General features: G+C 68.9%; 24 protein-coding genes. 4 read left to right on the top strand and 20 right to left on the bottom strand.

Annotation, left to right across the window (positions count from 1 at the left end):
• Positions 1 to 97: 97 nt before the first annotated feature.
• Positions 98 to 973 carry an RNA polymerase sigma-70 factor gene (locus AB0M48_RS33115; protein ID WP_363849435.1) on the bottom strand — a complete coding sequence of 292 codons (876 nt, stop codon included), beginning with the start codon at positions 971 to 973 and terminating at the stop codon, positions 98 to 100.
• Between the two features lie 114 nt (positions 974 to 1087).
• Here AB0M48_RS33115 and AB0M48_RS33120 point away from each other — a divergent pair, with 114 nt between their 5' ends.
• Positions 1088 to 1564: a carboxymuconolactone decarboxylase family protein gene (locus AB0M48_RS33120; RefSeq protein WP_090066755.1), complete on the top strand. Its 477-nt coding sequence runs from the start codon at positions 1088 to 1090 to the stop codon at positions 1562 to 1564.
• Here AB0M48_RS33120 and AB0M48_RS33125 read toward each other — a convergent pair.
• The 15 genes from AB0M48_RS33125 to AB0M48_RS33195 form a co-directional block, all read right to left on the bottom strand.
• On the bottom strand, positions 1561 to 2616 hold the full coding sequence (locus AB0M48_RS33125; RefSeq protein ID WP_363849437.1) for an amidohydrolase family protein: 1056 nt from the start codon (positions 2614 to 2616) through the stop codon (positions 1561 to 1563). The genes AB0M48_RS33120 and AB0M48_RS33125 overlap by 4 nt on opposite strands.
• 2 nt (positions 2617 to 2618) lie before the next feature.
• The gene (ffh, locus tag AB0M48_RS33130) at positions 2619 to 4178 is read right to left on the bottom strand and encodes a signal recognition particle protein (protein WP_363849439.1); all 1560 of its coding nucleotides are present in this window, start codon (positions 4176 to 4178) and stop codon (positions 2619 to 2621) included.
• A gap of 26 nt (positions 4179 to 4204) precedes the next feature.
• Positions 4205 to 4819 carry an HAD-IA family hydrolase gene (locus AB0M48_RS33135; protein ID WP_363849440.1) on the bottom strand — a complete coding sequence of 205 codons (615 nt, stop codon included), beginning with the start codon at positions 4817 to 4819 and terminating at the stop codon, positions 4205 to 4207.
• Positions 4816 to 5376, bottom strand: coding sequence for an AAA family ATPase (locus AB0M48_RS33140; RefSeq protein ID WP_363849441.1), 561 nt, complete (start codon positions 5374 to 5376; stop codon positions 4816 to 4818). Before AB0M48_RS33140 ends, AB0M48_RS33135 begins: the two co-directional genes overlap by 4 nt.
• Before the next feature lie 3 nt (positions 5377 to 5379).
• Positions 5380 to 5598: a hypothetical protein gene (locus AB0M48_RS33145; RefSeq protein WP_363849442.1), complete on the bottom strand. Its 219-nt coding sequence runs from the start codon at positions 5596 to 5598 to the stop codon at positions 5380 to 5382.
• A gap of 100 nt (positions 5599 to 5698) precedes the next feature.
• The gene (locus AB0M48_RS33150; protein ID WP_363849444.1) at positions 5699 to 8023 is read right to left on the bottom strand and encodes a [protein-PII] uridylyltransferase; all 2325 of its coding nucleotides are present in this window, start codon (positions 8021 to 8023) and stop codon (positions 5699 to 5701) included.
• An 18-nt stretch (positions 8024 to 8041) separates the two neighbouring features.
• Positions 8042 to 8380, bottom strand: coding sequence for a P-II family nitrogen regulator (locus AB0M48_RS33155; RefSeq protein WP_030479675.1), 339 nt, complete (start codon positions 8378 to 8380; stop codon positions 8042 to 8044).
• Positions 8377 to 9720 carry an ammonium transporter gene (locus AB0M48_RS33160; RefSeq protein WP_363849445.1) on the bottom strand — a complete coding sequence of 448 codons (1344 nt, stop codon included), beginning with the start codon at positions 9718 to 9720 and terminating at the stop codon, positions 8377 to 8379. Before AB0M48_RS33160 ends, AB0M48_RS33155 begins: the two co-directional genes overlap by 4 nt.
• 280 nt (positions 9721 to 10000) lie before the next feature.
• On the bottom strand, positions 10001 to 11521 hold the full coding sequence (locus tag AB0M48_RS33165; protein WP_363849446.1) for an alpha/beta hydrolase: 1521 nt from the start codon (positions 11519 to 11521) through the stop codon (positions 10001 to 10003).
• 113 nt (positions 11522 to 11634) lie between these two features.
• Positions 11635 to 12627: an allantoicase gene (gene alc / locus AB0M48_RS33170; protein WP_363849447.1), complete on the bottom strand. Its 993-nt coding sequence runs from the start codon at positions 12625 to 12627 to the stop codon at positions 11635 to 11637.
• On the bottom strand, positions 12624 to 13913 hold the full coding sequence (allB, locus tag AB0M48_RS33175) for an allantoinase AllB (RefSeq protein WP_363849448.1): 1290 nt from the start codon (positions 13911 to 13913) through the stop codon (positions 12624 to 12626). Before allB ends, alc begins: the two co-directional genes overlap by 4 nt.
• A gap of 5 nt (positions 13914 to 13918) precedes the next feature.
• Positions 13919 to 14923, bottom strand: a complete 1005-nt coding sequence (locus AB0M48_RS33180) for a glycerate kinase (RefSeq protein WP_363849449.1) — start codon at positions 14921 to 14923, stop codon at positions 13919 to 13921.
• The gene (gene gcl, locus AB0M48_RS33185; protein WP_363849450.1) at positions 14920 to 16635 is read right to left on the bottom strand and encodes a glyoxylate carboligase; all 1716 of its coding nucleotides are present in this window, start codon (positions 16633 to 16635) and stop codon (positions 14920 to 14922) included. Before gcl ends, AB0M48_RS33180 begins: the two co-directional genes overlap by 4 nt.
• Positions 16636 to 16638: 3 nt before the next feature.
• Entirely contained in the window at positions 16639 to 17496 is an 858-nt protein-coding gene (locus tag AB0M48_RS33190) for an NAD(P)-binding domain-containing protein (RefSeq protein WP_363849451.1), read from the bottom strand.
• Positions 17493 to 18239: a TIM barrel protein gene (locus AB0M48_RS33195; RefSeq protein WP_363849452.1), complete on the bottom strand. Its 747-nt coding sequence runs from the start codon at positions 18237 to 18239 to the stop codon at positions 17493 to 17495. Before AB0M48_RS33195 ends, AB0M48_RS33190 begins: the two co-directional genes overlap by 4 nt.
• Positions 18240 to 18339: 100 nt before the next feature.
• Here AB0M48_RS33195 and uraD point away from each other — a divergent pair, with 100 nt between their 5' ends.
• Both uraD and pucL read left to right on the top strand, forming a co-directional pair.
• Positions 18340 to 18861 (top strand): 2-oxo-4-hydroxy-4-carboxy-5-ureidoimidazoline decarboxylase, encoded by a 522-nt coding sequence (gene uraD, locus AB0M48_RS33200; protein WP_363849454.1) that lies wholly within the window; start codon positions 18340 to 18342, stop codon positions 18859 to 18861.
• Positions 18862 to 18863: 2 nt separating this feature from the next.
• Complete coding sequence (gene pucL, locus AB0M48_RS33205) at positions 18864 to 19742, top strand: factor-independent urate hydroxylase (RefSeq protein ID WP_363849456.1); 879 nt, start codon at positions 18864 to 18866, stop codon at positions 19740 to 19742.
• Here the strand turns inward: pucL and AB0M48_RS33210 are convergent.
• The 4 genes from AB0M48_RS33210 to aceB all read right to left on the bottom strand — a co-directional run bounded on the left by AB0M48_RS33210 (position 19669) and on the right by aceB (position 24179).
• Positions 19669 to 20952 (bottom strand): hypothetical protein, encoded by a 1284-nt coding sequence (locus AB0M48_RS33210; protein ID WP_363849458.1) that lies wholly within the window; start codon positions 20950 to 20952, stop codon positions 19669 to 19671. The two genes, pucL and AB0M48_RS33210, sit on opposite strands and share 74 nt — an antisense overlap.
• 30 nt (positions 20953 to 20982) lie before the next feature.
• Positions 20983 to 21450 carry an Imm1 family immunity protein gene (locus AB0M48_RS33215; RefSeq protein ID WP_363849460.1) on the bottom strand — a complete coding sequence of 156 codons (468 nt, stop codon included), beginning with the start codon at positions 21448 to 21450 and terminating at the stop codon, positions 20983 to 20985.
• A gap of 75 nt (positions 21451 to 21525) precedes the next feature.
• Entirely contained in the window at positions 21526 to 22695 is a 1170-nt protein-coding gene (locus tag AB0M48_RS33220; protein WP_363849462.1) for an aldolase, read from the bottom strand.
• Positions 22695 to 24179 carry a malate synthase A gene (gene aceB, locus AB0M48_RS33225; protein WP_363849464.1) on the bottom strand — a complete coding sequence of 495 codons (1485 nt, stop codon included), beginning with the start codon at positions 24177 to 24179 and terminating at the stop codon, positions 22695 to 22697. The genes AB0M48_RS33220 and aceB overlap by 1 nt, the downstream gene beginning before the upstream one ends.
• Before the next feature lie 77 nt (positions 24180 to 24256).
• On the opposite strand from aceB, the gene AB0M48_RS33230 reads away from it, so the two are divergent.
• Complete coding sequence (locus AB0M48_RS33230) at positions 24257 to 25003, top strand: IclR family transcriptional regulator (RefSeq protein WP_363849466.1); 747 nt, start codon at positions 24257 to 24259, stop codon at positions 25001 to 25003.
• Positions 25004 to 25071: the final 68 nt, after the last annotated feature.

Genomic DNA, 25071 nt, shown 5'->3' on the forward strand with positions numbered 1-25071 from the left:
GGTCAGATCGGGTCCCCGCCGGGTGTCCTACTCCTGGTGGATGGATCGGCGTACAAAGGCTGGGACTAAACCCCCTGCGGCCGACGTGACCTGCTGATCAACGGCGCAGGGTCGTCTCCTCGGTCATGTGCGAGAGCTTGGCCGGGTTGCGCACCGCGTACAGACCGCTGATCAACCCGTCCTCCACCCGCACCGCGAGCACCGTGTCGAGTTCGCCGCCGAACCGCACGACCAACGCAGGACAACCGTTGACCTGGGCCGGCTCCATCGTCCAGCCGGTCACCTTCAGCAGGCCGCCGAGCAGCATCCGCGCGACCTTCGAGGACCCCGTCACGGGGCGGGGGACGGCCTGCTTCACGCCGCCGCCGTCGCCGAGGAACACGACGTCCGGCGCGAGGAGGTCGAGCAGGGCCTGGAGGTCTCCCGTCTCGGTGGCGCGCTGGAACGCGGCCAGGGCCTCGCGGGACGCCGCCTGCGTCACGACCTCGCGCGGACGGCGGGCGGCGACGTGGGAACGGGCGCGGTGGGCGATCTGGCGGACCGCGGCCGGGTTCTTGCCGAGCGCCGTCGCGATCTCGTCGTAGTCCACGTCGAAGACCTCGCGCAGGACGAAGACCGCCCGTTCGGTCGGGGTGAGGGTTTCGAGGACCAGCATCATCGCCATCGACACGCTGTCGGCGAGCTCGACGTCCTCGGCTACGTCCGGGGCGGTGAGCAACGGCTCCGGGAGCCAGGAGCCCACATAGGACTCCTTGCGGCGGCCCAAGGTGCGCAGGCGGCCGAGGGCCTGGCGGGTGACGATCCGGACCAGGTAGGCGCGGTGGTTCTCCACGCTGCCGTGGTCGACGCCCGCCCAGCGCAGCCACGTCTCCTGCAGCACGTCCTCCGCGTCGGCGGCGGAGCCGAGCATCTCGTAGGCGATCGTGAAGAGCAGGTTGCGGTGGCTGACGAACGCGTCGGTGGCGGCATCCATGGTCACAAGACACCAGCCGGCCGGGCGTTGTGACAGTGGGCCGGATCACAGTCACACGGAACGGGTCGCCGGCATCTCGTGGTCGTCAAGCAAGTCCACGAGGGAGGAAAGATCATGGAACCGCGCTTCAACCTCTTCGGCACCGAGACCGGCAGCAAGATCGCGAAGCGGTTCGCGGGCCTCGGGCAGGCCGTGCACCAGACGTCGCTGCCCGCCACCACGGCGGAACTGGTCAGCCTGCGGGCGAGCCAGCTGAACGGCTGCGGCTTCTGCCTCGACATGCACGTCAAGGAGGCCATCGCGGCCGGCGAGGACCCGCTGCGGCTGCACCTGGTCGCCGGCTGGCGCGAGACCACGGTGTTCACCGAGGCCGAGCAGGCCGCGCTGGCGTTCACCGAGGAGGGCACCGTGCTCACGCGGGAGGGCGTGAGCGACGAGACCTGGGACAACGTGCGCAAGCACTTCGACGACGAGCAGGTCGCGGCGCTGGTCTGCCTGCTCGGGCTGATCAACGCCGCCAACCGGATGGCCGTCATCACGCGCCAGAAGGGCGGCTCGTACCAGGTGGGCGCGCTGGCCCAGCACGCCTAGTGGATGCGGCCCCGGAGCATGACCATGCGTGGCGACCGGAGAGTCTCCAGGTTCTCCCGCGGGTCCTCGTCGTAGACGACGATGTCCGCGGCCGCGCCCTCGGTCAGCGACGGGAAGCCGAGCCACTCGCGGGCACCCCACGACGCGGCGCCGATGGCGTCCACAGCGCTCATCCCCACGCCGTGCAGCGCGACGATCTCGTCGACGATGCGGCCGTGCCGGATGCCACCGCCCGCGTCGGTGCCCGCGTAGACCGGGACACCCGCCTCGATCGCGGACGCCACCGTGGTCGAGACGCGGGCGTGCAAATCACGCATGTGGTTCGCGTACTTCGGGTACTTGCCGGCCTTCTCCGCAATGCCGGGGAACGTCTCGATGTTGATCAGCGTGGGCACCAGCGCGGTGCCGCGCGCGGCCATCAGCGCGATCGTGTCGTCGGTCAGGCCGGTGCCGTGCTCGATGCAGTCGATGCCCGCGTTGATCAGGCCCGGCAGCGCGTCCTCGCCGAAGACGTGGGCCGTGACCTTCGCACCGGCGTCGTGGGCGACCTTGATGGCCTGGGCCAGCTCGTCGTCCGTCCAGAGTGGAGCGAGGTCGCCCTCGCCGCGGTCGATCCAGTCGCCGACGAGCTTGACCCAGCCGTCGCCGTACGCGGCCTGCTCGGCGACCGCCGTCGCCAGGTCGGACTCGACCTCCACGCTGATGTGCGGGATGTAGCGCTTCGGCCGGGAGATGTGCTTGCCCGCGCGGATGATCCGCGGCAGGTCCAGGCGCTCCTGCAACGGCGTCGTGTCGATCGGTGAGCCGCAGTCGCGGATCAGCAACGTGCCGGCGTCGCGGTCGGTGATCGCCTGCTCGACGGCCTCGGGCAGTTCGACACCGCCCTGCGGGCCCAGGCCGACGTGGCAGTGCGCGTCGACCAGGCCCGGCACGAGGAACCCGCCGTCGACGACGGTCTGCGCGCCCGGCACCGGCCGGGTGCGGACCCGGCCGTTGACGACCCACAGGTCTCGCGGCTCGCCGTCCGGGAGGACGACGCCGCGCAGGTGCATGGTCACTTCTTCTTGTCGTCCCCGTCGAACTTGAACTTCGACGGGTCGAAACCGGGCGGGAGCTCGTTCATGCTGCCGCCGAGCTTCGACAGGTCGGGCATCCCGCCGGGCGGCATGCCGGGGAAGCCGCCGGGCAGGCCGCCGGGCAGCATCCCCGGGAAGCCGCCCTTGACCTTGGGAGGCGTCGGGCCGCGTCCGCCCTTGCCCTTCTTCCCCTTCTTGCCCTTGCGGGTCTTGCTGCCGCCACCGCCGCCGAAACCCATCCGGCCGGCCATCGACGCCATCATCTTGCGGGCCTCGAAGAAGCGGTTGACCAGGTCGTTGACGTCGCTGACCTTGACGCCCGAGCCGTTCGCGATGCGCAGCCGGCGGGACCCGTTGATGATCTTGGGGTCGTCGCGCTCGGCCGGGGTCATGCCGCGGATGATCGCCTGGATGCGGTCGAGGTGCTTCTCGTCCAGCATGCCGAGCTGGTCCTTCATCTGACCGGCGCCGGGCAGCATGCCGAGCAGGTTCGCGATGGGGCCCATCTTGCGGATCGCGAGCATCTGCTCGAGGAAGTCCTCCAGCGTCAACTGGCCGGAGTGCAGCTTCGCCGCGGCCTTCTCGGCCTGGTCCTGGTCGAAGTGCTGCTCGGCCTGCTCGATCAGGGTGAGGACGTCACCCATGCCGAGGATGCGCGACGCCATCCGGTCCGGGTGGAAGACGTCGAAGTCCTCGAGCTTCTCACCGTTGGACGCGAAGAGGATCGGCTGGCCGGTGACCTCGCGGACCGACAGCGCGGCACCACCGCGGGCGTCGCCGTCGAGCTTGGTGAGCACGACACCGGTGAAACCGACACCGTCGCGGAACGCCGTGGCGGTGTTGATCGCGTCCTGACCGACCATCGCGTCGACCACGAACAGGATCTCGTCCGGGTTCACCGCGGCCCGGATGTCGATGGCCTGCTGCATCATCTCTTCGTCGACACCGAGCCGGCCGGCCGTGTCGACGAGGACGATGTCGTGCTGCCTGGCCTTGGCCTCCTCGATGCCGCGGCGCGAGACCTCGACGGGGTTGCCCACGCCGTTGCCGGGCTCGGGGGCGAAGACGGGCACGCCCGCGCGCTCACCGACGACCTGGAGCTGCGTCACCGCGTTCGGGCGCTGCAGGTCGGCGGCGACGAGCAGCGGGGTGTGGCCCTGGCCCTTCAGCCACTTGGCCAGCTTCCCTGCGAGCGTCGTCTTACCGGCACCCTGCAGACCCGCCAGCATGATCACCGAGGGCGGGTTCTTCGCGAGGTTCAGCCTGCGGGTCTCGCCGCCGAGGACGTTGACGAGCTCCTCGTTGACGATCTTCACGACCTGCTGCGCCGGGTTCAGCGCCTGGTGGACCTCGGCGCCCTTGGCGCGCTCCTTCACCTTCGCGATGAAGTTGCGCACAACGGGCAGCGCGACGTCGGCCTCGAGCAGGGCGACCCTGATCTCGCGGGCGGTCGCGTCGATGTCGGCGTCGCTGAGCCGGCCCTTGCCGCGAAGGCCCTGGAGAACCGTGGTCAGCCGGTCGGAAAGCGTGGAGAACACGTCGTCCAGACTAGCTAACCGAACGTTCACCCGATCCCGTGGCTCGCCAGGGCCCGCAGGAGCACCGGCTCGCGGCGGCCGACCGGAGCAGTGGAGATCTGCGCGAACCGCAGGCCCGCCGCCACCGCTGCTCCATCCGCGACCGGGTCGTCACCGACGTACAGGCACTCGGACGGCTCCACGTCCAGGCGAACGCAGGCGGCGTCGAACGCGCGGGCGGACGGCTTCGACACGCCGAGCTCGTAGGACAACGCGAAGGCGTCCACGGACAGCGACTCGCGCGCGAACACCCGCCGGATGTCCCACGAGATGTTGCTCAGCACCCCGACCTTCAGGGGCCGCGCGGCCTCCAGCGCGGCGGCGGTGTCGGCGTAGGGCAGCCAGAACGCCGGGTTGTGCAGGCGCTGGAACAGCGCGTCGTCGAAGCTCAGCCCGGCGAGGCGGAACAGGATCCAGTGGGCCGACCGGTTCGCCAGCGCGGTCAGGTCGCGGGCGTCCCACACCGCGCGCTCGGCGGCGTTCATCCGCGCCACGTACGGCGCCGGTGCGCGCAGCACCGAGAGGTGCGGCGGCGAGAGCCATCGGTAGGCAGGGCGCCCGAAGAGGGTGCCCGCGAAGTCGAACAGGACGGCCTTGATCACGACACCATGATGCGCAGACCACCCGAGGTCCCCGCACGGGTGAGGAGCGTCACGCTGCTGAATCCGAACGGCACCCAGCCCGCCTCGAACTGCGCGCGCATGGACGAGCCACGGCGGACGTGGCGTTCGAACGCGTGGGTGCGCACGACGCGCTTGCGGGCGATCTGGCCGTCAAGGGCCTGGGCCGCCGAGGCGTCCAGCCACAGGAAGTGTCGGGAACGTCCCGACAGCACGCCGGCGAGCACCAGCATGAACCGCGTGCCGGGCCGGGTGGACGGCTCGTGCACCACCAGCAGGCCCGTGCAGAACAGTGCCGCCCAGAAGACGCGCATCCGGTGTGTGAGGTGCACGAACACGCGCCAGTACTTGTACGGCAGCGGTACGCGCGGCTCCAGCCACGCGCGCACTTGGTCGGAGTCGAGCACGGTGACCGGCTCGTCCGCGTCGAGGCGGGTGAGCAGGGTCGTCTTGCCCGCGCCGGGGATTCCGGCGAGGACTACCAGCGAGCGCGGCTGCACTCGGACGACTGCGATCTGCGTGTTCAACACGGCGGTCATGTCCTAGAAGACGTCTCGACCATCCCTCTCGTTCAGTTTGGTCCCGTTTCCGCCGAAATGCACGGGGTTCTGGTGCCGGATCTCGGCGAGGTAGGTGCCGGTGACGTCCAGGAACCTGTCTCGTTGCCGGACGAGGGAATCGGCGGTGGTGCGGGTGCCCGGTACCTCCCCCGGCGCCGTCACCGCGCACCACCACCTCTCCCAGTCCGGGAAGCGATCCACCCCTCGAGGACGCTTTCCGGACACCACGAACATTGCCCGGTATCAGCGGCCCGCAGGAGCGTGAGCACCCGGAGAGGTTGTGCGTAGAGCTACTCAACCTCTACCTGGCGGCGTCGAGCACCGCCCGTTCGATCCGGCGCCGGTCGAGGTCCGCGCCCGCGATGCTGAACGAGTCGACGACCGTCGCTCCCAGTGTGGACACACGCGCCCACTGCACGTCGGCGCCGCACTGCTCCAGCGCCCCGGCCACGTGGTGCAGCAGGCCGATCCGGTCGGCGGCACGCAGTTCCAGCACCACCGCGCCGGTCGCCTCGTCGTCGAACCACAGCACCTTCGCGGGCGGCGGGTCGAGCGGCGGGCCGCCGTAGTCGCGTTCCTTCGCGGTGAGCTTGTCGGCCAGCGACAACGACCCCTCGATCGCCCTGGAGAGCTGTTCGCGCAACAGGGTGGCGTCGGGCAGCGAGCCGAACCGCGGCGACACCGTGAACGCGTCGACCGTCGCACCGCCGTGCCCGCGCAACGTCGCCGCGTGGACCTCCAGCGAGTTCAACGCGAGCACACCGGCGGCTTTGGACAGCAGGCCCGGCCGGTCCGGCGCGATCACCGTCACGACCGCCACGTGGTCCTGCTTCTCCAGCAGCACGTCCGGTTTTCCCGACGCCGCAACGCGTTCCGCCATCGCCACGTGCCCGGGGTCGAGCGGTTCCGGCTTGGGCAGCGCCTCCCCCGCCATCGCCTTGCGGCAACGGGAGACCAGGTCGGCCATCAGCGCGGCCTTCCAGTCCGTCCACACCCCCGGCCCGGTCGCGATGGAGTCCGACTCCGCCAGCGCGTGCAGCAGCTCCAGCAGGATCGGGTCGCCGCCGAGGGTTTCCACCACCCGGTGCACGGTCGCCTCGTCCTCGACGTCACGGCGGGTCGCGGTGTGCGGCAGCAACAGGTGGTGCCGCACCATCGCGGACAACGTCTCGACGTCCTGCGGCCACAGCCCGATGCGCTCCCCGATCTGGGTCGCCAGCGCGGCCCCGACCTCGGAGTGGTCCTGCTGCCGCCCCTTGCCGATGTCGTGGATCAACGCGCCCAGCAACAACAGGTCGGGCCTCGCCACCGTCGTCGCCAGCCGTGCCGCGTGGGCGACCGTCTGCACGAGATGCCGGTCGACCGTCCACATGTGCGCGGCGTCGCGCGGCGGCAGGTCGCGCACCGCACCCCACTCGGGGAACAGCCGGCCCCACAACCCCGTGCGGTCCAACGCCTCCACGACGTCCACGAGTCCGCTTCCGCTGCCCAGCAACGCCAGCAGCTCCTCGCGGGCCTCGCGCGGCCACGGCTGGCGCAACTCCGGCGCCGAGTCCGCGAGTCGCGCCAGCGTTCCAGCCGCGATCGGGTGCTTGCTGCGAGCCGCCGCCGTCGCGACTCGCAACAACAACGCCGGATCACGGCTGGGAATCGCGTCACGAGCGAGCGAGACCTCAGAACCGTGCAGCACAACGCCTTCGTCCAGCGGCCTGCGCGGTGGCTGACCGCGCAGGAACGCCCCCAGCCCGCGTTTCGGCGCGGCGGCACGAGCGGCCCGCATGGCCACGTCGAACGCGTACACGACCGTGCGTGCGGCAGAAGAAAGTGAACGGGCCAAAGCGAACCGGTCCGCCAGCCCCAGGGCGGAGGCCACCTCGTCGCCGTCCTGCGCCCGCAGCACATCACGAGGCTTCCGCGCCACCCGGCGAAGTTCGGTGCGCACGTCCAGCAGCAACCGGCGCGCCTCGTCGACGTCCGCGGACGGCCGGTCGACCAGCTGCGCGAGCGACAGCGCGTCCAGGAGCGTGAGGTCCCGCAGTCCCCCGCGGCCGTGCTTCAGGTCGGGTTCGACGCGGTGCGCGATCTCGCCGCCGCGCGCCCAGCGCTTCTGCGACGACTCGGCCATCTCGTCCAGCCGGTTGCGGACGTTGCCGCGCCACGCCTGCTTCGCGCCTTCGGCGAGCTTCTGGGTGATCTCGGGATCACCCGCGATGTGCCGGATGTCCAGCAGCCCCAGCGCGGTTCTCAGGTCACCGGCGGCGACCCTCAGAGCTTCCCCCACGGTGCGCACCGAGTGGTCGAGCCCGATGCCGGAGTTCCACAGTGGATACCAGAGCTTCTCGGCGATCTCGTCGACGTTCTTGACGCCGTTGTGCACCAGGACCAGATCCAGGTCGGAGTAGGGCACGAGCTCACGCCGCCCCAGCCCGCCGACCGCCACGAGCGCGATACCCGGTCCGGATACCCCCGCTCCCCCCGCATGTTTGGTCAGCCAGAACTCGTGCAGGTCCACGAGTGCCTCGCGCAGCGGTTCGGCGGCCAAGCGACGACGACCTGGCACGAGCAGCCTCTCGCGGGCTCGCACCAGGTCGTCAGCCGTGACGACGGCCGTTTCGTTGTTCTCCACGGGCCGTCTCCTATGTTGTTAGAGCGCGTCCGATCCACGTTCGCCCGTGCGCACACGGACGACGGTTTCGACCGGAGTCACCCACACCTTGCCGTCGCCGATCTTGCCGGTGCGGGCGGCCTCGACCACCGCTTCCAGCACCTTCTCGACGGCGGTGTCGTCGATGACGACCTCAATCTTGATCTTGGGCACGAAGTCCACCGAGTACTCCGCACCGCGGTAGACCTCGGTGTGGCCCTTCTGGCGCCCGTAGCCCTGCACTTCACTGACCGTCATGCCCAGCACCCCGAGCTGTTCGAGGGCGCCCTTCACGTCGTCCAGGGTGAACGGCTTGATGATCGCGGTGACCAGCTTCATTTCTTGTTGCTCCCCTCGAGAACCGCGGTCGCGCCCGCGGCCACGCTCGGCTTGCCGGTACCCCGCGCACTGGTGAGGCTGCCGTACTCGTAGGCGCGCTCAGCGTGCTCAGCCTCGTCGATGCTGGCGACCTCGGCCTCCTCCGACGCGCGGAACCCGACGGTGAACTTCACCAGGTAACCGAGCGCGAGGCTCAGCACGAACGAGTACCCGAGCACCGCGAGCGCACCGACCGCCTGACGCCAGAGCTGGTCGACGCCACCGCCGTAGAACAGACCGTTGATCTTGGCCGGGGCCGCCTCGCTGGCGAACAGACCGATCAGGATCGTGCCGGACAGACCACCGACGAGGTGCACGCCGACGACGTCGAGCGAGTCGTCGAAGCCGAAGCGGTACTTGAGCGACACCGCCAGGGCGCAGAGGACACCGGTGATCGCGCCGATCGCGATGGCGCCGACCGGGGTGACCGCGGAACAGGCCGGGGTGATGGCGACCAGACCGGCGATGACACCCGACGCGGCACCGAGCGTGGTGGCCTTGCCGTCACGGATGCGCTCGGTCAGCAGCCAGCCGAGCATCGCGGCGCAGGTGGCGACGAGGGTGTTGATGAAGGTGACACCGGCGGTGCCGTTCGCGCCCAGGGCCGAACCGGCGTTGAACCCGAACCAGCCGAACCACAGCAGACCGGCACCGAGCACGACCAGCGGCAGGCTGTGCGGCTTCATCGGCTCCTTGGGCCAGCCGACGCGCTTGCCGAGCACGATCGCGAGAGCCAGACCCGCGGCACCGGCGTTGATGTGCACCGCAGTACCACCGGCGAAGTCGATCGCGAGGAGCTTGTTGGCGATCCAGCCACCGGGGTCGACGACGTTGCCGGCCTCGTCCTTGCCGTCGAAGTCGAACACCCAGTGCGCGACCGGGAAGTACACGATCGTCGCCCACAGGCCGGCGAACAGCAGCCACGGGCCGAAGCGGGCACGGTCGGCGATCGCACCGGAGATCAGCGCGACCGTGATGATCGCGAACATCGCCTGGAACGCGACGAACACGGTGCTCGGGAGCTTGCCGACCAGCGAGTCGGCGGCGAGCAGCCCGTCGAGGCCGAAGAACTCGAACGGCTTGCCCAGCAGGCCTCCGCCGAGGTCCGCGCCGAATGCCGTCGAGTACCCGAACAGCACCCAGAGGACACCGACCACGGCCATGGCGCCCAGGCTCATCATCATCATGTTGAGCACGCTCTTCGAACGGACCATGCCTCCGTAGAAGAAGGCAAGGCCCGGCGTCATCAGCAGCACCAATGCGGCGCTGGTGAGCACCCAGGCGGTGTCCCCTGTATCCACTTCGACCTCCACTGCACGTCGGTTGCAGGGAGCATCGAGATGTCCTGTTTCACGCACTTACGCGCAACGTTTCGCGGAGGTGAACTGTGGGGCCGACGTTGTTACGTCCGCGTTTCGCGCCGTTCACGGACTCGATTCGGCCACCTCACGGCGGCGAAGTGGTCACGAGAAGTAGCGCCCGGCTCCTTCTTTCCGGGGACGCGGGCCTCGTCGATCGAAGTCGCTCGTGACACCACGATGCCCCCGGCACGAACACCGGGGGCGTCGCGACTGACGAGCGCTAGCGGACCGAGAACGGGCCCGCCGGGATCCGCGGCTTCGCGGACATGATCGACGCCTCGGCCGGCGGCTCGACGGCGGCACACGAGGTGCCGTTGCGCGGGAGCTTCAGCGAGACCAGGTACTCGTTGTTGATCTTCAGCGTGCACTCGCTGCGGTCGTAGACGCCGTGGCCCCAGCCTTCGTAGGTGACGAAGACCGTGGTGTCACGGGACTGCTTGTGCGCGTTGACCGCCCACTCGTAGACCGTCGCCGGGTCGTACCTGGCGTTGGTCAGCAGGATCTTCGGAGCATTCTTGATCTTCAGCGGGTGCTGCGGGTTCGCGGCCTTCGGGAACCCGACGCAGGCCATCATGGCGCCGTGCCCGATGGACGAACCGCGAGTGTTCGGCGCGACCCGGTTCTCCATGGCGTTGAGCGCCTGGTACTCGCCCCACGAGCCGACGCGCAGGTTGTAGTCGTTGCAGAAGATGCCCGCGAACGGGTTCTCGAACGTCTCACCCTCCGCGAACGCCTTGCGGTCCACCGGTGCACCCTGGACGAGCGAGGCGATGTAGTCGGCGAACTGCTTGAAGGCAGGGCCGTAACCCATGCCCACGATGCTGCCACCGAGGTTCTCCGCCGTGATCACACGGCCGGTCTCGTCCTTCAACTCACCGCGGTCGGCCTTGGCGAGCAGGTCCTTCCAGATCGCCCGCAGGTCCTTGCCGTAGAACGGCGACGACGGCGTCCGGTCGCTCCACTTGACCCACTCGTTGAACATGTCGTTCGCGCCACGCGCCTCGGTCTCGAGGAACTTCCACGTGCCGACGCTGTGGTCCATGTTCGAGTCGATGATCATGGCGCGGATGTTGCGGCCGTACTGCTCCGCGTAGTGCTGACCCATGATCGTGCCGTACGAGATGCCGTAGAAGTTGATCTTCTTTTCGCCCAGCGCCCGGCGGATGGAGTCGATGTCGTGCGCGACGTCCTTCGTCGAGGCGTGATCGAAGATCGGCCCGGACACCTCGCGGCAGTCCGCGCGCAGCTCCTTGTTGAACGCGACCAGCTGGTCGAACTCGGCCTTGGTCTTCGGGTACTCGGACGGCTGCCGCTGCAGCACCTCCGCCGAGCACTTGATCGGCTGGCTGCGCGCGACACCACGCGGGTCGAACCCGATGATGTCGAACTTGTCCGAGATCTCCTTGCTGAAGTACTGGTCCGCGAACATCGAGAAGTCGACGCCCGAACCGCCCGGCCCACCGGGGTTGATCACCATCGCGCCGATCCGCTGGGACGGGTCACTCGCCTTGCGGCGGGACACGGCCAGCTGGAACTTCTCACCGTTCGGCTTGGCGTAGTCGATCGGCAGCTCGAGGAAGCCGCAGTCGACCGTCGGCACCTCCGCACACGGCTTCCAGTCGACCGCGCGGACCTCGTACTCCGGCTGCCCTTCCGGAGCCGCGACAGCGACCTGACTCGCACCTAGAACCAATGCAGAACTGGCGATCGCGGCACCAAAGGCGCGCACCATCGGTTGCATGGAATTCCTCCCTGGATCCCCGAACTTGCGGGAGGAACGCTTCCACCGATCGTGTGACGCAAACAACCAACCTGGGTAGGGACCCGAATCAGACCGTGGTTGGACAACCACCGTCAGTTAGTCGTTTTGGCCCACACTTCCCGCAGGTGGGTTAGGCCGTCACTCGTAGGGGTGCCGAGGATTCGGAGGCGTGCCATTCCGCCGTCCGGATAGATGTCCAGCCGCACAGCCGTCGCCTCGGTCGCGGCCACGACGAACCGGTGCCGCGTGTCGGGCTGCAACCGGGTGCGCGCGAGCAGGTCGAACCACGCGTCGGGGTCCTTGCGCTCGTCGCAGCCGCGGACGGACGCCCAGCCCGGCGCGTTGCCCTTGAAGTGGCTGGTGTCGAGTTCGACGAGCTGCACGACGCCGGGGGCGGCGAGCCGGAGCGACACCCAGTCGTTGCCGTCGTCACGGCGGCGCGCGGTCTCCCAGCCCTCCCCCATGACCGTGGCCTGACCAGGGGCGATGAGGTTGTTGGGCGAGCTGTAGAACATGTTGCTGCAGCCGGTGACGACAGCGCCGTTCTCCAGCGCGGCGAGGTCGATGCCACCCACGAGCAGACGCGGGTCGGCGAGCGGTTCGCCGTGCACGCGCAACCGAGCCACACCGCCGTCCGGGTCGATGGTCAGCCGTACGTGCGTGACGCGGCGTCCTTCGGTGACGTCGAAGAAGTGCTTCTCGTCCCCCTTCAGCGCGGTGCGTTCGACGAGCGGGAACCACTCGGTGATCTCGTCGGCCGACGGGTAGCCGTCGACCTGCGCGCCCTCGACCCAGCAGAACGGCGGGTAGTTGCCCTTGAAGAACGCCGTGTCGACGACGATCCCGCGCACGACGCCGGGCATGCCGAGCCGGACCACCGCCTGGTCCACGCCGGCCTCACGACGGCGGCGGGTCTCCCAGCCGTCGTACACCTGGCCTTTGTGACCGAAGGTGTAGGTCTGGTAGACCGGCTCGGCGGGCTTGATCAGGTTCTCCCGCTCGGCGAACAGCTCGTCGTTCGCCCACACCACACCACCACCGACCGCGCGCGAGGCGAGATCGGGCAGCCGGGTCCACTCGGTCATGCTTCTCCTCTGCGTAGCAACTTGCCCTGTGCCTCGCTGATCTCCTTGCCGCGCAACCAGGTCTGGCGCACGACCCCGTGCAGCTCACGGCCGTGGTACGGCGTGACCGGGTTGCGGTGGTGGAGCTTGTTCCTGTCCACCACGAAGGTCTCGTCCGGCGCGAACACCACGAGGTCCGCGTCCTTGCCGGCCTCGATGGCGCCCTTGGTCTCCAGCCCGACCTGACGCGCCGGGTGCGTCGCCATCCAGCGGACGACGTCGGTGAGGTTGAAGCCGCGCTCCCGTGCGCCCGTCCACACCGCGGGCAGACCGAGCTGCAGCGACGCGATGCCGCCCCACGCCGTCGCGAAGTCGCCCTCCTTCAGCTCCACCGTGCTCGGCGAGTGGTCGCTGACGACCAGGTCGATCACCCCGTCGCGCAGGCCCTGCCACAACGCCTCGCGGTTCTCCGCCTCACGGATCGGCGGACAGCACTTGAACTCCGTCTGCCCGTCGTGGATCTCCTCGGCGGTGAAGGTCAGGTAGTGCGGGCACGTCTCGGCGGTGATCCGCAGGCTCTCGCGCTTGGCGGCCCCCAGGATCGAGAGCGCGTCCGACGACGAGAGGTGCAGGATGTGCGTCCGTGCGCCGGTCCTGCGGGTCAACGCCACGACGTCGCTGATCGCCTTGTTCTCGGCCTCGCGCGGCCGTGAGGCCAGGAAGCCCGCGTAGTCCGGCTCGGAGTCACGAACCGTGTGCGCGTCTTCGGCGTGCACGATCGTCAACGCGTCGAGCGTGGCCAGCTGCCTGAGTGCCACTTCGAGTTCGTCGGTCGTGACGGCCGGGAACTCGTCCACGCCGGAGTGCAGCAGGAAGCACTTGAAGCCGAAGACACCGGCCTCGTGCAACGGCTTCAGGTCCGCGAGGTTGCCGGGAACGATGCCGCCCCAGAACCCGACGTCCACCGAGACGTTCGCCGCGGCCTTGCGCTTGACCTCCAGCGCCGCCACCTCGACCGTCGGCGGGATGCTGTTGAGCGGCATGTCGATGATCGTCGTGACGCCTCCGGAAGCGGCGGCCCGCGTGGCGGTCTCGAAGCCCTCCCACTCGCTGCGGCCGGGGTCGTTGACGTGCACGTGGGTGTCGACCAGCCCCGGCAGCAGCACCTCGTCGTCCGCGAGGTGCACCACGTTGGGCGAGTCGATCCGGGGCTCGACCGCGACGATCCGGCCGTCGACGACACCGACGTCGCACGCGATCTCGCCCTGCGGGGTCACGACCCTGCGGGCGCGGAAGACCAGGTCCATGGCACTCACTCTGACACCCAGTCGCGGGCGATGCGACCGCCGAGAACGCCCAGCAGTGCATCGGCCTGGGCCATGCACCGCGCGACGTCCGGTTCGACGTCCAGCAGCGCGTAGGCGGCCTTCAGCCCCAGATCGCCGGGCTCGACCGAGCACTGGCCCGCCACCGCGACCACCGGCACGGCACCCGAGGCCCTGACCACCCCGTACGGCGCCTTGCCGTGCCGGGTCTGCTCGTCGAGCGAACCCTCGCCCGTGATCACCAGCGACGCGCCGGCGACGGCCTCGGCGAACCCGGCCAGTTCCAGCACGACCTCGATGCCCGGCCGGAACCGCGCACCCAGCACCGCGAGAGCGGCGAACCCGATCCCGCCCGCCGCACCCGCGCCGGGCAGTGACGCGTGCTCCGGTCCGATGCGCTGGGCGAACTCGGAGAGCCGCGCTTCGAGGATCTCCACCTGTTCGGGTGAGGCTCCCTTCTGCGGCCCGTAGACCGCCGCCGCGCCGGAGGGACCGAGCAGCGGGTTGTCGACGTCCGAGGCCAGCACCAGGTCGACGCCCTCGAACGACGCCTTGCCCAACGCCTCCAGCATCCCCGCGCCACCGTCCGTGCACGCGCTGCCGCCCAGCCCGAGCACGATCGTGGTGCAGCCGACGTCCAGAGCGGCTTTCAGCAGCTCACCGACGCCGTGGCTGGTGGCGTCGAGCGGCGCGGGCCGCTCCAGCAACGTCAGCCCGGCCGCCGGGGCCACCTCGACCACGGCGGTCGTGCCCCTGACCGCGAACGACGCGGGCACCGGCTTGCCCACCGGCCCGGTGACCCAGCGCCCGACCCTCACGAACCCGGCGGCGACGGCGGCGTCGACGGTGCCGTCGCCGCCGTCGGCCACCGGGAGGAGGCGCACGTCCACGTTCGGGACCGCCTCCCGCAGGCCGCGCGCGACGGCGGCAGCGACCTGCGGGGCGGTGAGCGATCCCTTGAACTTGTCCGGCGCGACGATCACCCGTGTCACGGCAGCGGCTCGAATTCCTTCATCGCGGCGATCGACGTGCCGTTCGCGGTGTTGCCCTCGCGCTCGATCATGATCTCCACGAGCACCGGCCGCGACGTGCGGTCGGCCTCCTTGCGCGCCCACTCCAGCGAGGCGCGGATCTCGCTCGGATCGGCGACCCGGACACCGGAGCAGCCGTAGGCCTCCATGATCTTCACGTTGTCCGAGCCGCTCGTGTCGTAGTGGATGTCGACCTCGTACTTCATGTCGTAGCCACCGTGGTCCTCGGCCATCCTGATCAGGCCGAGGTACTCGTTGTTCAGCATGATCAGCACGAACGGCACGTCGTACTGGGCGCCGACAGCGAGTTCCTCCACGAGGAACTGGAACGAGTAGTCGCCGACGATGCCGACGACCTCGGCATCGCGCCCAGGGGAGTTCTTCAGCGCCTTCTTCACACCGATCGCCGCCGGGATCTCCCAGCCGAGCGGGCCCGCCTGACCGCAGACCTGGTAGTGCCGCGGCTTGTGCGCCTTCTGGTGCTGGCCGGACCAGATCTGGTAGAGCCCGATGGCCGTGACGAAGTACGTGTCCGGGCCGTAGAACTCGTTGATCTCCTTGAAGACCCGCGGTGCCTTGACCGGCACGGTGTCGAAGTCCTCGCGCCGCAGCAACGTCCGCTTGAGCTCCTGGCACCGCTCGACCCACTCACCAGCCGCACGTGGACCACGCGCTTTCGCCTTTTCCAGCAACGCCTGCAGGAACAGCTTGGTGTCGGCCACGATCCCGAGGTCCGGCCCGAAGACCTTGCCGATCTGCGTCGGCTCGACGTCGACGTGGATGAACTTGCGGTCGCCTCGGTAGGTCGCGAGGTCACCGGTGTGCCGGTCGCCGAACCGCGCGCCCAGCGCCAGCACCAGGTCCGACTCCAGGAACGACGCGTTGCCGTAGCGCTGCGAGGTCTGGATGCCGGTCATGCCCGCGTAGAGCGGGTGGTCCTCGTCGACCGCGCCCTTGCCCATCAGCGTGGCCTGGATCGGGATCTGCAGGAACTCAGCCAGGTCCAGCAGCTCGGCGGACGCCTCGCCGAGGATGACACCGCCACCGGCGAGCAGCAGTGGCCGTTCGGCGGCCAGCAGCATCTCCAGCGCGCGCTCGACCCGTGCGTCGGACGGCACGCTTTTCGGCACCGGCAACGGTTCGTCGATCGTGGAGTCCCACTCGATCTCCTGCTTCTGCACGTCGATCGGCAGGTCGATCAGGACCGGGCCGGGCCGGCCGGAGCGGGCGATCCGGAACGCCTCGCGGAAGATCCACGGCATCTGCGCGGCTTCCTTGACCTGCACCGCCCACTTCGTGACGGGAGCGGCGATCGAGACGATGTCGACGGCCTGGAACGCCTCCTGGTGCAGCTTCGACACCGCGGCCTGGCCGGTGATGCACAGGATCGGCACGGAGTCGGCCTGCGCGGTGTAGAGGCCGGTGATCATGTTCGTGCCGGCCGGGCCCGAGGTGCCGATGGCGACACCGACGTTGCCGGTCGTGCGCGACCAGCCGTCGGCCATGTGCGTCGCGCCCTCCTCGTGCCGGACGATGAGGTGCTCGATCGAGCCGTCCTGCTCCATCGCCTTGTAAAGCGGGAGGATCGCGGCGCCGGGGCAGCCGAACACGGTGTCGATGCCCTCGGACTTGAGGACCTCGACGACCGCCTGCATGACTGGGATCTTCGGCATGTTCTACGACCTTCCCGCGAAGTTCTCGATGACCTTGAGCAGCGCGGAGTGGTCGAGCGACCCGTAACCCTGCGCGCGTGCCGCCGCGACGAGCGCGGCGATCTGGTTGGTGACCGGCAGCGCGACGTCGGCGGCGCGTGCCGCGTCCAGTGCGATGCCCATGTCCTTGTGGTGCAGGTCGATCCGGAAGCCCGGCTGGAACTCGCGCGCGATCATGGACTCGCGCTTGAGGTCGAGGATCCGGTTCGCGGCGAGACCGCCCGCGAGCACGTCCAGGCCCGCCTTCGGGTCGACGCCGGACGCCTCCAGCAGCACGATCGACTCCGCCACGAGGGCGTAGATGCCGCCCACCATCAGCTGGTTCGCGGCCTTCACGACCTGGCCGGCGCCGTGCGGTCCGACGTGGACGATCGTCTTGCCGACGACCTCCAGGAACGGCCTGGCGGCGGCGAAGTCGGCCTCGTCGCCACCGACCATGATGCTCAGGGACGCCTGGACCGCACCGGTCTGGCCGCCGCTGACCGGCGCGTCGAGCACGCGGACGTGCGACAGCTTCTTCGCGATCTCGATCGACGTGGACGGCCGGATCGTGCTCATGTCGATCAGCAGCGTGCCGTCGTCGAACGCGACCTCGTCGATCACGGCCTCGACCTGCGGGTGGTTCGGCAGCATCGTAATGACGACCTCGGCGCCGCTCACGGCCTCCTGCGCGCTCGAAGCGGCCTTGCCACCGTCGGCGACGAGCTTGTCGAGCGAGGCCGGGCTGAGGTCGAAGCCCGTCACGTCGTGCCCGGCGGCTACGAGGTGGGCCGCCATCGGGCTGCCCATGATGCCGAGTCCGATGAATCCGATCCTGGTCATGCGTTGTTCCTCCAGTCGAAGGAGCCGGTGACGGGCTTGTACTCGGCGCCGACGAAGCCCGTGTAGCCGTTGGCGCGGAGCTTCGCGAGATGCCCGAAGAGGTCTAGTTCGCCGGTGCCGGGCTCACCGCGTCCGGGAGCGTCGGCGATCTGCACGTGACCGATGCGGTCGACGTGGTCGGCGAGGAGGTCGAGGTCGTCGCCGTTCGTGGCGAGGTGGTAGAGGTCCGCGAGCAGCTTCACGTTGCCGCGGTCGATCTCGTCGATGAGCTCGAACGCCTGGTGGGCGGTCTTGATCGGGTACTTCGGCGCGCCGCTCAGCGGTTCGATCACGAGCTGCGCGCCTGCCTCGGCCGCGACGTCGGCGGCGAAGCGGTAGTTGGAGACGGTCTGCGCGGTGGTCTCGAAGTTGCCGTGCAGCGCGTTGAGCGTGCGGCAGCCGAGGCGGGCCGCGATGGCCGCGGTGATCTCGACGTTCGTCCGGAACTCCGTCTCGCGGCCGGGCCAGCTCGCGAGGCCGCGGTCTCCCGCCGGCATGTCGCCCGCGTAGAGGTTGAGGCCCACGAGGCGCACCTGCGCGTCGACGATGGCGCCTTCGAACGCCTCGATCTCCCGCGTCTCGGGTACGGCGTCCGCGAACGGCCACCAGATCTCGACCGCGTCGAACCCGGCGGCGCGTGCCGCGGCCGGACGCTCCAGCAGCGGCAGCTCCGTGAAGAGCATGGACAGGTTTGCGTCGAACATCGTGGATCGTTCCTTCCCACCCCGAGAGTATTCCACTCTGCGGAAGTTGGATTTCGCTCTATGGAGACACTAGACATCTCGCTCGACCCAGGTCAAGAATGTGGAAGTTAGATTCCGCGATACAGAAACTTGGAGAGCCGTGGACAGCTTCAACAGCGCCCCGGAGGCCGAACTGCGCCCCCTGCTCACCGAGTGCCTCGCGGTACCCCGCTGGATCGACGCGGTGGTGGCGGGCAGGCCCTACGCGTCGGTGGATGCACTCCTCGCGGCTTCTTCGGTTGCCGCACAAGGACTTTCCGACGAGGAGGTGCTCGGCGCCATCGCCGGGCACCCGCGCATCGGCGAACGGCAGAAGGCAGGTGGGGTGTCGGCGAAGTGGTCGCGGTCCGAACAGTCCGGTGTGGACGCCTCGCAGGCTGATCGCCTGGCGGCCGCCAACGCCGCGTACGAGGATCGGTTCGGGCACATCTACCTGGTGTGCGCGACCGGCCTGAGCGGTGCGGAGATGCTCGACAACCTTTCCTCGCGGATGGACAACCCGCCGGATGTCGAGCTCCGCGTCGTCAACGACGAACTCGCGAAGATCGCCGCATTGCGGCTGCAGAAGCTGATCGGGAGCTGAACATGGCCATCGTCCTGGGCCCCAACCAGTACGGGAAGGCGGAGAACCGCCTCGTCACGGTGTCGCGCAACGGTTCCGTGCACACGATCAAAGACCTGACCGTCAGCACCTCGCTGCGCGGAGACCTCGCGGACACGCACCTCACCGGCGACAACGCCAAGGTGCTCGCGACCGACACGCAGAAGAACACCGTCTACGCCTTCGCGAAGCAGGCCCCGGTCGGTGAGATCGAGGACTTCGCGCTGCGGCTGGGCCGGCACTTCGTCGGCTCGCAGGAACCGATCACGGGCGCCCGCATCCTGATCGACGAGCACTCGTGGGACCGCATCGACGGCCACGACCACTCGTTCGTCCAGGGCTCGAACGAGAAGCGCACCACCGCCGTGACGATCGACGGCTCCCGGGCGTGGGTCGTGTCGGGCGTGCGCGACATGGTGGTGCTCAAGTCGACGGGATCGGAGTTCCACGGCTACCCGAAGGACCCGTACACGACGCTGAAGGAGACCAACGACCGCATCCTGGCGACGTCGGTGACGGCCCGGTGGCGCTACATCGGCACCGACGTCGACTGGGCGAAGTCGTTCGCCGAGATCCGGTCGATCATGCTGAAGACGTTCGCGGACAAGCATTCCCTGTCGTTGCAGCAGACGCTGTACGCGATGGGCGAAGCCGTGCTGAACGCCCGCTCCGAGGTCGCCGAGGTACGGCTCTCCATGCCGAACAAGCACCACTTCCTGGTGGACCTGAGCGCGTTCGGCCTGGAGAACGACAACGAGGTCTTCTACGCCGCGGACCGCCCGTACGGGCTCATCGAGGGCTCGATCCTGCGGGACGACGCCCCCGAGGCTGGTCTTGCCTGGAGTACTTTGCCAGCCTTCTGAACACCACCGGGTTGAGCAGGCTCGCCGGTGAGGCGACCATGTGCACGACCCGGACGAAGCGGCTGAACAGGTCGGGGTCGTGCACGATCCCGACCTGCCACTTCTTAAGGTACCAGCCGAGCAGCCCACCGCGCCTGGGCCCCACCCAGCTGCGGTCGGCGTTGCTGGACATCGCCCACGACCCCTTCGAGGTCTTCGCGATCTTCCGCTGGAACGCCCGGCAGCCCTTGGCGCTGAAGTCCCGGTGCTGCCGGAACAGCAGCGCCTCCATCGCCGCCACGGTGATCCCCTGCCCGTACACGGGGTTGAACGCGCACACCGCGTCTCCCACCGCCACCAGTCCGCCCGGCCAGTTCTCCACGGCCTCGAAAGCGTTGCGGCGACTGGCCGTGCGGGCGAACAGGTAGACGGGCGTGAGCGGTTCGGCGTCGGCGAGCATCTCCGAGATCGGTACCCGCAACGAGTCCAGGAACTCCTGGTAGCCGTCGAGGTCGCGCGGCGGGTGATCACCGATGGCACCCTGCGCGGTGACCATGAGCCGGTCGCCCTCGACCCGCATCGCCGCGACGCCCCGCGGGAGGTCCGGCGCGGACAGGCTTTCCGCGTACACCACCGGGAAGTCCTCCGGCGCGGTGTAGATCCGGGTCGCGTACCCCGTGCCGGAGTCGACCACCTCGGGTTCCGGCGTGGTGATCCCCGCGGTCGCGAGCCAGACCGGCAGCTTCGACGACCTGCCGGTCGCGTCCACGACCAGGTCGGCGTCGACCCTGCCGTCGCGGGTGAGCACGCCGTCGACGACGCCGTCGCGGAAGGACAGGCCGGTGACGTGCACGCCGTCCACGATCTCGGCGGTGACCCGCCGCCGGATGCAGGTCTCCAGCAGTGGGCGGCTCAACGACAGCAGCGGCAGGCCCAGGGGCGTCTTGGCGAGCCAGCCGAGCGGGTTGAGGATCCGCATGTCCCCCGCGTCGGCGAGCACGGCCCCCTCCGCCACGAGCTCGTCGCGCAGTCCGGGGAACAGCTCCTCCAGGAGTTCGCCGCCCCGCACCAGCAGTCCGTGCGTGTGCCTGCCCTGCGGCACTCCGGCCCGGTACTCGGGCTCCTCCGACAGCTCGTCCCGCTCCAGGACCACCACCTCGTCGCACGTCTCGGTCAGCACCCGAGCGGCGAGCAAGCCGGCGATTCCCCCACCCATCACCACGGCCTTCATGCGGCCATTCAACCAGCGATCAGCTGAGGGTCAGCGGTTCTCGCTCGTGCGCAACGACATCTGCTGATCACGCCACGAGTGGAACAGGTCGGCCTCGCAGTACCAGTCGACGCCGGCCGGCCGTTCGCCGGAGACCATGAACTCGATCAGCAACTGCCGGAACAGGTCGAGCGGAACTCCGACGCCGGGCGGGAAGTCCGTGTACTTCTCGTTGACGTACGGCGCTTCCGGCGACCCCTTCGGCCAGCCCATGAAGGTGTTGTCGACGTAGTACATGTAGCCCCACCCGCCGCGCACGGCGAGCACCACGTTGTGGTCCGGTTCGCCGTCGGCGGTGAGGTGGCGGCCGAAGTGGTCGAGCGATCCGTCGTTGCACTCGGGCCTGTCGAGCAGCCGGATCAGCGTGTCCACATCCGCCTCGCACGCGACGACCTGGTACTTGTGTTCGGCCGTCTCGAGGTCGGGTAGGCCGGTCCAGAGGCCCGCACGCATGCTCATGCGAGCCACCTTGCACCCATTACCCGCACTATTCGACACCCATTGACAGAACCACACGAACGGGTGATGACCCGGTCAGCTCGAACGGGTGGCGAGGCCCCGCAGCGCCGACTCGTCCAGGCCCGTCGCGGCCTGCACCTCCGCCGGGTCGAGCGCACCGCAGTCCACCGCTCGGAGGAAGAACGACGACAGCGCCTGAGCGGTCGCCGGCTCGTCCAGAACGCCTCCCGAGACGTTCTGCACGTAGGCCTTCAGCCGTGCCGCGTCCGCCTCCAGGCCCTCCCGGTAGAAGGCGTAGACGGCCGCGTAGCGCGTCACCAGCTGAGCCGGGTGCAGGTCCCAGCCCTGGTAGAAACCGTGCTCCAGCGACCGTCGCGTCAGCCGGTAGTGGGTGTCCCAGCCGTGCTTCTTCTGATCACCGACGGGAAGCACGTTGGTGGAGCCGTCCGACAGCCGGACACCCGTGCCGGCCGCGGAAACCTGCATCACGTGCCGCGCGAAGTCGCACGCGCCGTGGGCGAGGTGCTGCTGCGCCGCGGACAGCCCGCAGCCCGCCGTGTAGTCGTAGGTGCCGAAGTGCAGACCCGTCACGCGACCGCGCCCGGCCTCGATGAACTGCGGGATGGCCAACCGGCCGGAGGAATCCACAACGGACTGCGTCGTCTCGACCTGGATCTCGAACTTCAGATCGCCGCCGAAGAGGTCGAGCACGTCACCGAAGACCTCGACCTGGTCGACCGACGTCACCTTCGGAAAGGTGATGACGAAACCCGGCGGGACCTCGTCCAGTGCCGTCAGGAAGATGTCCAGCGTGCGCAGGCCGCGCTCGCGCAGTTCGGCCGTGTCGAAAGACTTGATGCGCAGCCCGAACGACGGCGGCGCCGTGCCGTCGGCGATCCAGCGCGACAGGAGGTTCGCCGTGCTCTCGGCGTCCATGTCCTCGACGTCGTCCTCGGGCGCGCCGTAGCCGTCCTCGAAGTCGATCCGCAGGTCCTCGACCGGCTCGCGGCGGAGCTTGGCCTCGACGCGTTCCAGCACGCCCTCGGGCAGTTCCGGGAGCAGTTCCGGTTCGATCGACTCCAGCGCCTCGCGGCCCCAGTCGGCGACCGTGGTCCCGATGATGCGACCGGCGGGCACGTAACACGTGTGCACGGGCTGACGGCCCACCGGCCAGCTGCGTTCCACAGTGGACAGCCGCGCGGTCACCCGTGCGACGTCCTCAGGAGACAGCGATGTCTCGTACATCAGATGCGCTCGTACGCCGGCAGCGTCAGGAAGTCCACGAAGTCCTCGGACAACGCGACCTGCTCGAACAGCTCGACGGCCGCCGCGACGTGCGGCCCTTCCAGCTCATCGCCCACTCGCGCCAGCACTTCGCGCACGGCGTCGGCCGTGACCTCCGTGCCGTCGTCGAGCACGACCTTGTTGTTGATCCACTGCCAGATCTGCGACCTGCTGATCTCCGCGGTGGCCGCGTCCTCCATCAGGTTGTGGATCGCCGCAGCGCCGTTGCCGCCCAGCCAGGACGCGATGTACCGCACGCCGACGTCGACGGCGGCCTCGAGCCCCGCACGCGTCGCCGCACCGCCCGCCGACTTGAAGTCGAGCAACTGCTCCGCCGTGACGCTGACCTCCGGACGCTGCTTGTCGATCTGGTTCGGCCGGTCACCCAGCACCCCGTCGAAGATCTCGCGGCAAATCGGCACGAGGTCAGGATGCGCCACCCAAGACCCGTCGAAACCATCGTTCGCCTCGCGCGTCTTGTCCTCGCGAACCTTGCGCAGCGCGTTCTCGGTGACCTCGGGATCACGCCGGTTCGGGATGAACGCGGCCATGCCACCCATGGCGAACGCCCCGCGCTTGTGACACGTCTTCACCAGAAGCTCGGTGTACGCGCGCATGAACGGCGCCGTCATCGTGACGCTGTTGCGGTCCGGCAGCACGTAGTCCGCACCCGCGTCGCGGAAGTACTTGATGACGCTGAAGAGGTAGTCCCACCGACCGGCGTTGAGCCCCGACGCGTGGTCCCGCAGTTCGTAGAGGATCTCCTCCATCTCGAACGCGGCGGGAATCGTCTCGATGAGCACAGTCGCCCTGATGGTGCCGTGCGGCACGCCCTTGAGCTTCTGCGCCGTCGTGAAAACGTCGTTCCACAGCCGCGCCTCGAGGTGCGACTCCATCTTCGGCAGGTAGTAGTACGGCTTGCCGAGCTCGGCGTTGTGGAAGAAGTGCAGGCCGAAGTCCACGAGCGCGCCAACGGCGTTCTTCCCGCCGAACTGCAGGTTCCGCTCGTCGAGGTGCCACCCGCGCGGCCGCACGACGATCGCCGGGTACGGCCCACCCTTGAGCTTGTACTCCTTGCCCTCCGGCGAGGTGAACTCGATCGTCTCCCGCGCCGCCTCGTACAGGTTCACCTGCCCCTGCACGACGTTGTCCCAATGCGGCGTGTTCGCGTCCTCCAGGTCCGCAAGCCACACCTTGGCACCGGAGTTGAGCGCGTTGATGGTCATCTTGCGCTCGGTGGGCCCGGTGATCTCAACGCGCCGATCGCGCAGCGCTTCAGGCGCTTCGGCAACCTGCCACTCCCCGTCACGCACGTGCTGCGTCTCGGGAAGGAACCCGAGGGGCCGGCGCTCCTTGCGAAGGGCGAGCAACTCGTCCCTGCGGGCGGCGTGCGCCTCATGCAGCTTCGCGACGAACTCAAGAGCCTCTTCGGACAGGACCTGCACCTGGATCCACCTCTCTCGGTTTTGCTGTGTGGACTATAGTTTTTGCATTGCGGAACTGCAACGAGAGGAGCCGCACCGTGTCCACAGGTGGCGTGCAGTCCCTGCAAAGAGCCTTCGACCTGCTAGAACGCCTAGCAGACGCAGGCGGCGAAGCCTCACTCTCAGAGCTGGCAGCAACATCGGGCCTACCCCTGCCCACGATCCACCGCCTGATCCGCACCCTTGTCACGCTGGGCTATGTCCGCCAGAACAGCAACCGCCGCTACACCCTCGGCTCCCGCCTGATCCGCCTGGGCGAAACCGCCTCCCGCCAGTACGGCACGTGGGCAAGGCCGCTGCTCTCCCAGCTGGTCGACTCGGTGGAGGAAACGGCAAACCTGGCCGTCCTGGACGGCGACGAGGTCGTCTACGTGGCGCAGGTGCCGTCGAAGCACTCGATGCGCATGTTCACAGAGGTGGGCCGCCGCCTGCTGCCACACGGCACCGGCGTGGGCAAGGCAATGCTCTCGCAACTCCCCCGAGCAGACGTTCGCGCACTGCTGGAACGCACCGGCCTACCCGCGTACACGTCGAACACGATCACAGACGCGTCCGAACTCCTGGACTCGCTCGACGAGATCTCGGAGCGCGGGTACGCGCTGGACGAGTCAGAGCAGGAACTAGGCGTGCGATGCATCGCCGTGCCGGTGGTAGGCGGACCGACGCTGGCCGCAGTGTCGGTATCTGGCCCGGAAGGACGCCTCACGAAGGAGGCTGTCTCACGAATCCTGCCGGAGGTACTGGCAGTCGCGAAGCGACTGGCAGACCAAGCCGCAACAGCCTGACCACCTGCTACTCGACGTACGCGGGGACCTTTCGTACTGCATGAGAGTACGAAAGGTCCCCGCGTACG

This window comes from Lentzea sp. NPDC051208 (genome assembly GCF_040682435.1).
Classification (GTDB): Bacteria; Actinomycetota; Actinomycetes; order Mycobacteriales; family Pseudonocardiaceae; genus Lentzea; species Lentzea kristufekii.

Excerpts from the sequence above, each read along its gene's own strand:
- AB0M48_RS33215 (WP_363849460.1), bottom strand. The coding sequence starts at position 21,450 with ATGAGCATGCGTGCGGGCCTCTGGACCGGCCTACCCGACCTCGAGACG.
- alc (WP_363849447.1), bottom strand. The coding sequence starts at position 12,627 with ATGACCGAGTGGACCCGGCTGCCCGATCTCGCCTCGCGCGCGGTCGGT.
- AB0M48_RS33195 (WP_363849452.1), bottom strand. The coding sequence starts at position 18,239 with ATGTTCGACGCAAACCTGTCCATGCTCTTCACGGAGCTGCCGCTGCTG.
- AB0M48_RS33115 (WP_363849435.1), bottom strand. The coding sequence starts at position 973 with ATGGATGCCGCCACCGACGCGTTCGTCAGCCACCGCAACCTGCTCTTC.
- AB0M48_RS33190 (WP_363849451.1), bottom strand. The coding sequence starts at position 17,496 with ATGACCAGGATCGGATTCATCGGACTCGGCATCATGGGCAGCCCGATG.
- gcl (WP_363849450.1), bottom strand. The coding sequence starts at position 16,635 with ATGCCGAAGATCCCAGTCATGCAGGCGGTCGTCGAGGTCCTCAAGTCC.
- allB (WP_363849448.1), bottom strand. The coding sequence starts at position 13,913 with ATGGACCTGGTCTTCCGCGCCCGCAGGGTCGTGACCCCGCAGGGCGAG.
- AB0M48_RS33155 (WP_030479675.1), bottom strand. The coding sequence starts at position 8,380 with ATGAAGCTGGTCACCGCGATCATCAAGCCGTTCACCCTGGACGACGTG.
- pucL (WP_363849456.1), top strand. The coding sequence starts at position 18,864 with ATGGCCATCGTCCTGGGCCCCAACCAGTACGGGAAGGCGGAGAACCGC.
- AB0M48_RS33210 (WP_363849458.1), bottom strand. The coding sequence starts at position 20,952 with ATGAAGGCCGTGGTGATGGGTGGGGGAATCGCCGGCTTGCTCGCCGCT.
- AB0M48_RS33140 (WP_363849441.1), bottom strand. The coding sequence starts at position 5,376 with ATGACCGCCGTGTTGAACACGCAGATCGCAGTCGTCCGAGTGCAGCCG.
- AB0M48_RS33165 (WP_363849446.1), bottom strand. The coding sequence starts at position 11,521 with ATGCAACCGATGGTGCGCGCCTTTGGTGCCGCGATCGCCAGTTCTGCA.
- AB0M48_RS33220 (WP_363849462.1), bottom strand. The coding sequence starts at position 22,695 with ATGTACGAGACATCGCTGTCTCCTGAGGACGTCGCACGGGTGACCGCG.
- AB0M48_RS33120 (WP_090066755.1), top strand. The coding sequence starts at position 1,088 with ATGGAACCGCGCTTCAACCTCTTCGGCACCGAGACCGGCAGCAAGATC.
- AB0M48_RS33125 (WP_363849437.1), bottom strand. The coding sequence starts at position 2,616 with ATGCACCTGCGCGGCGTCGTCCTCCCGGACGGCGAGCCGCGAGACCTG.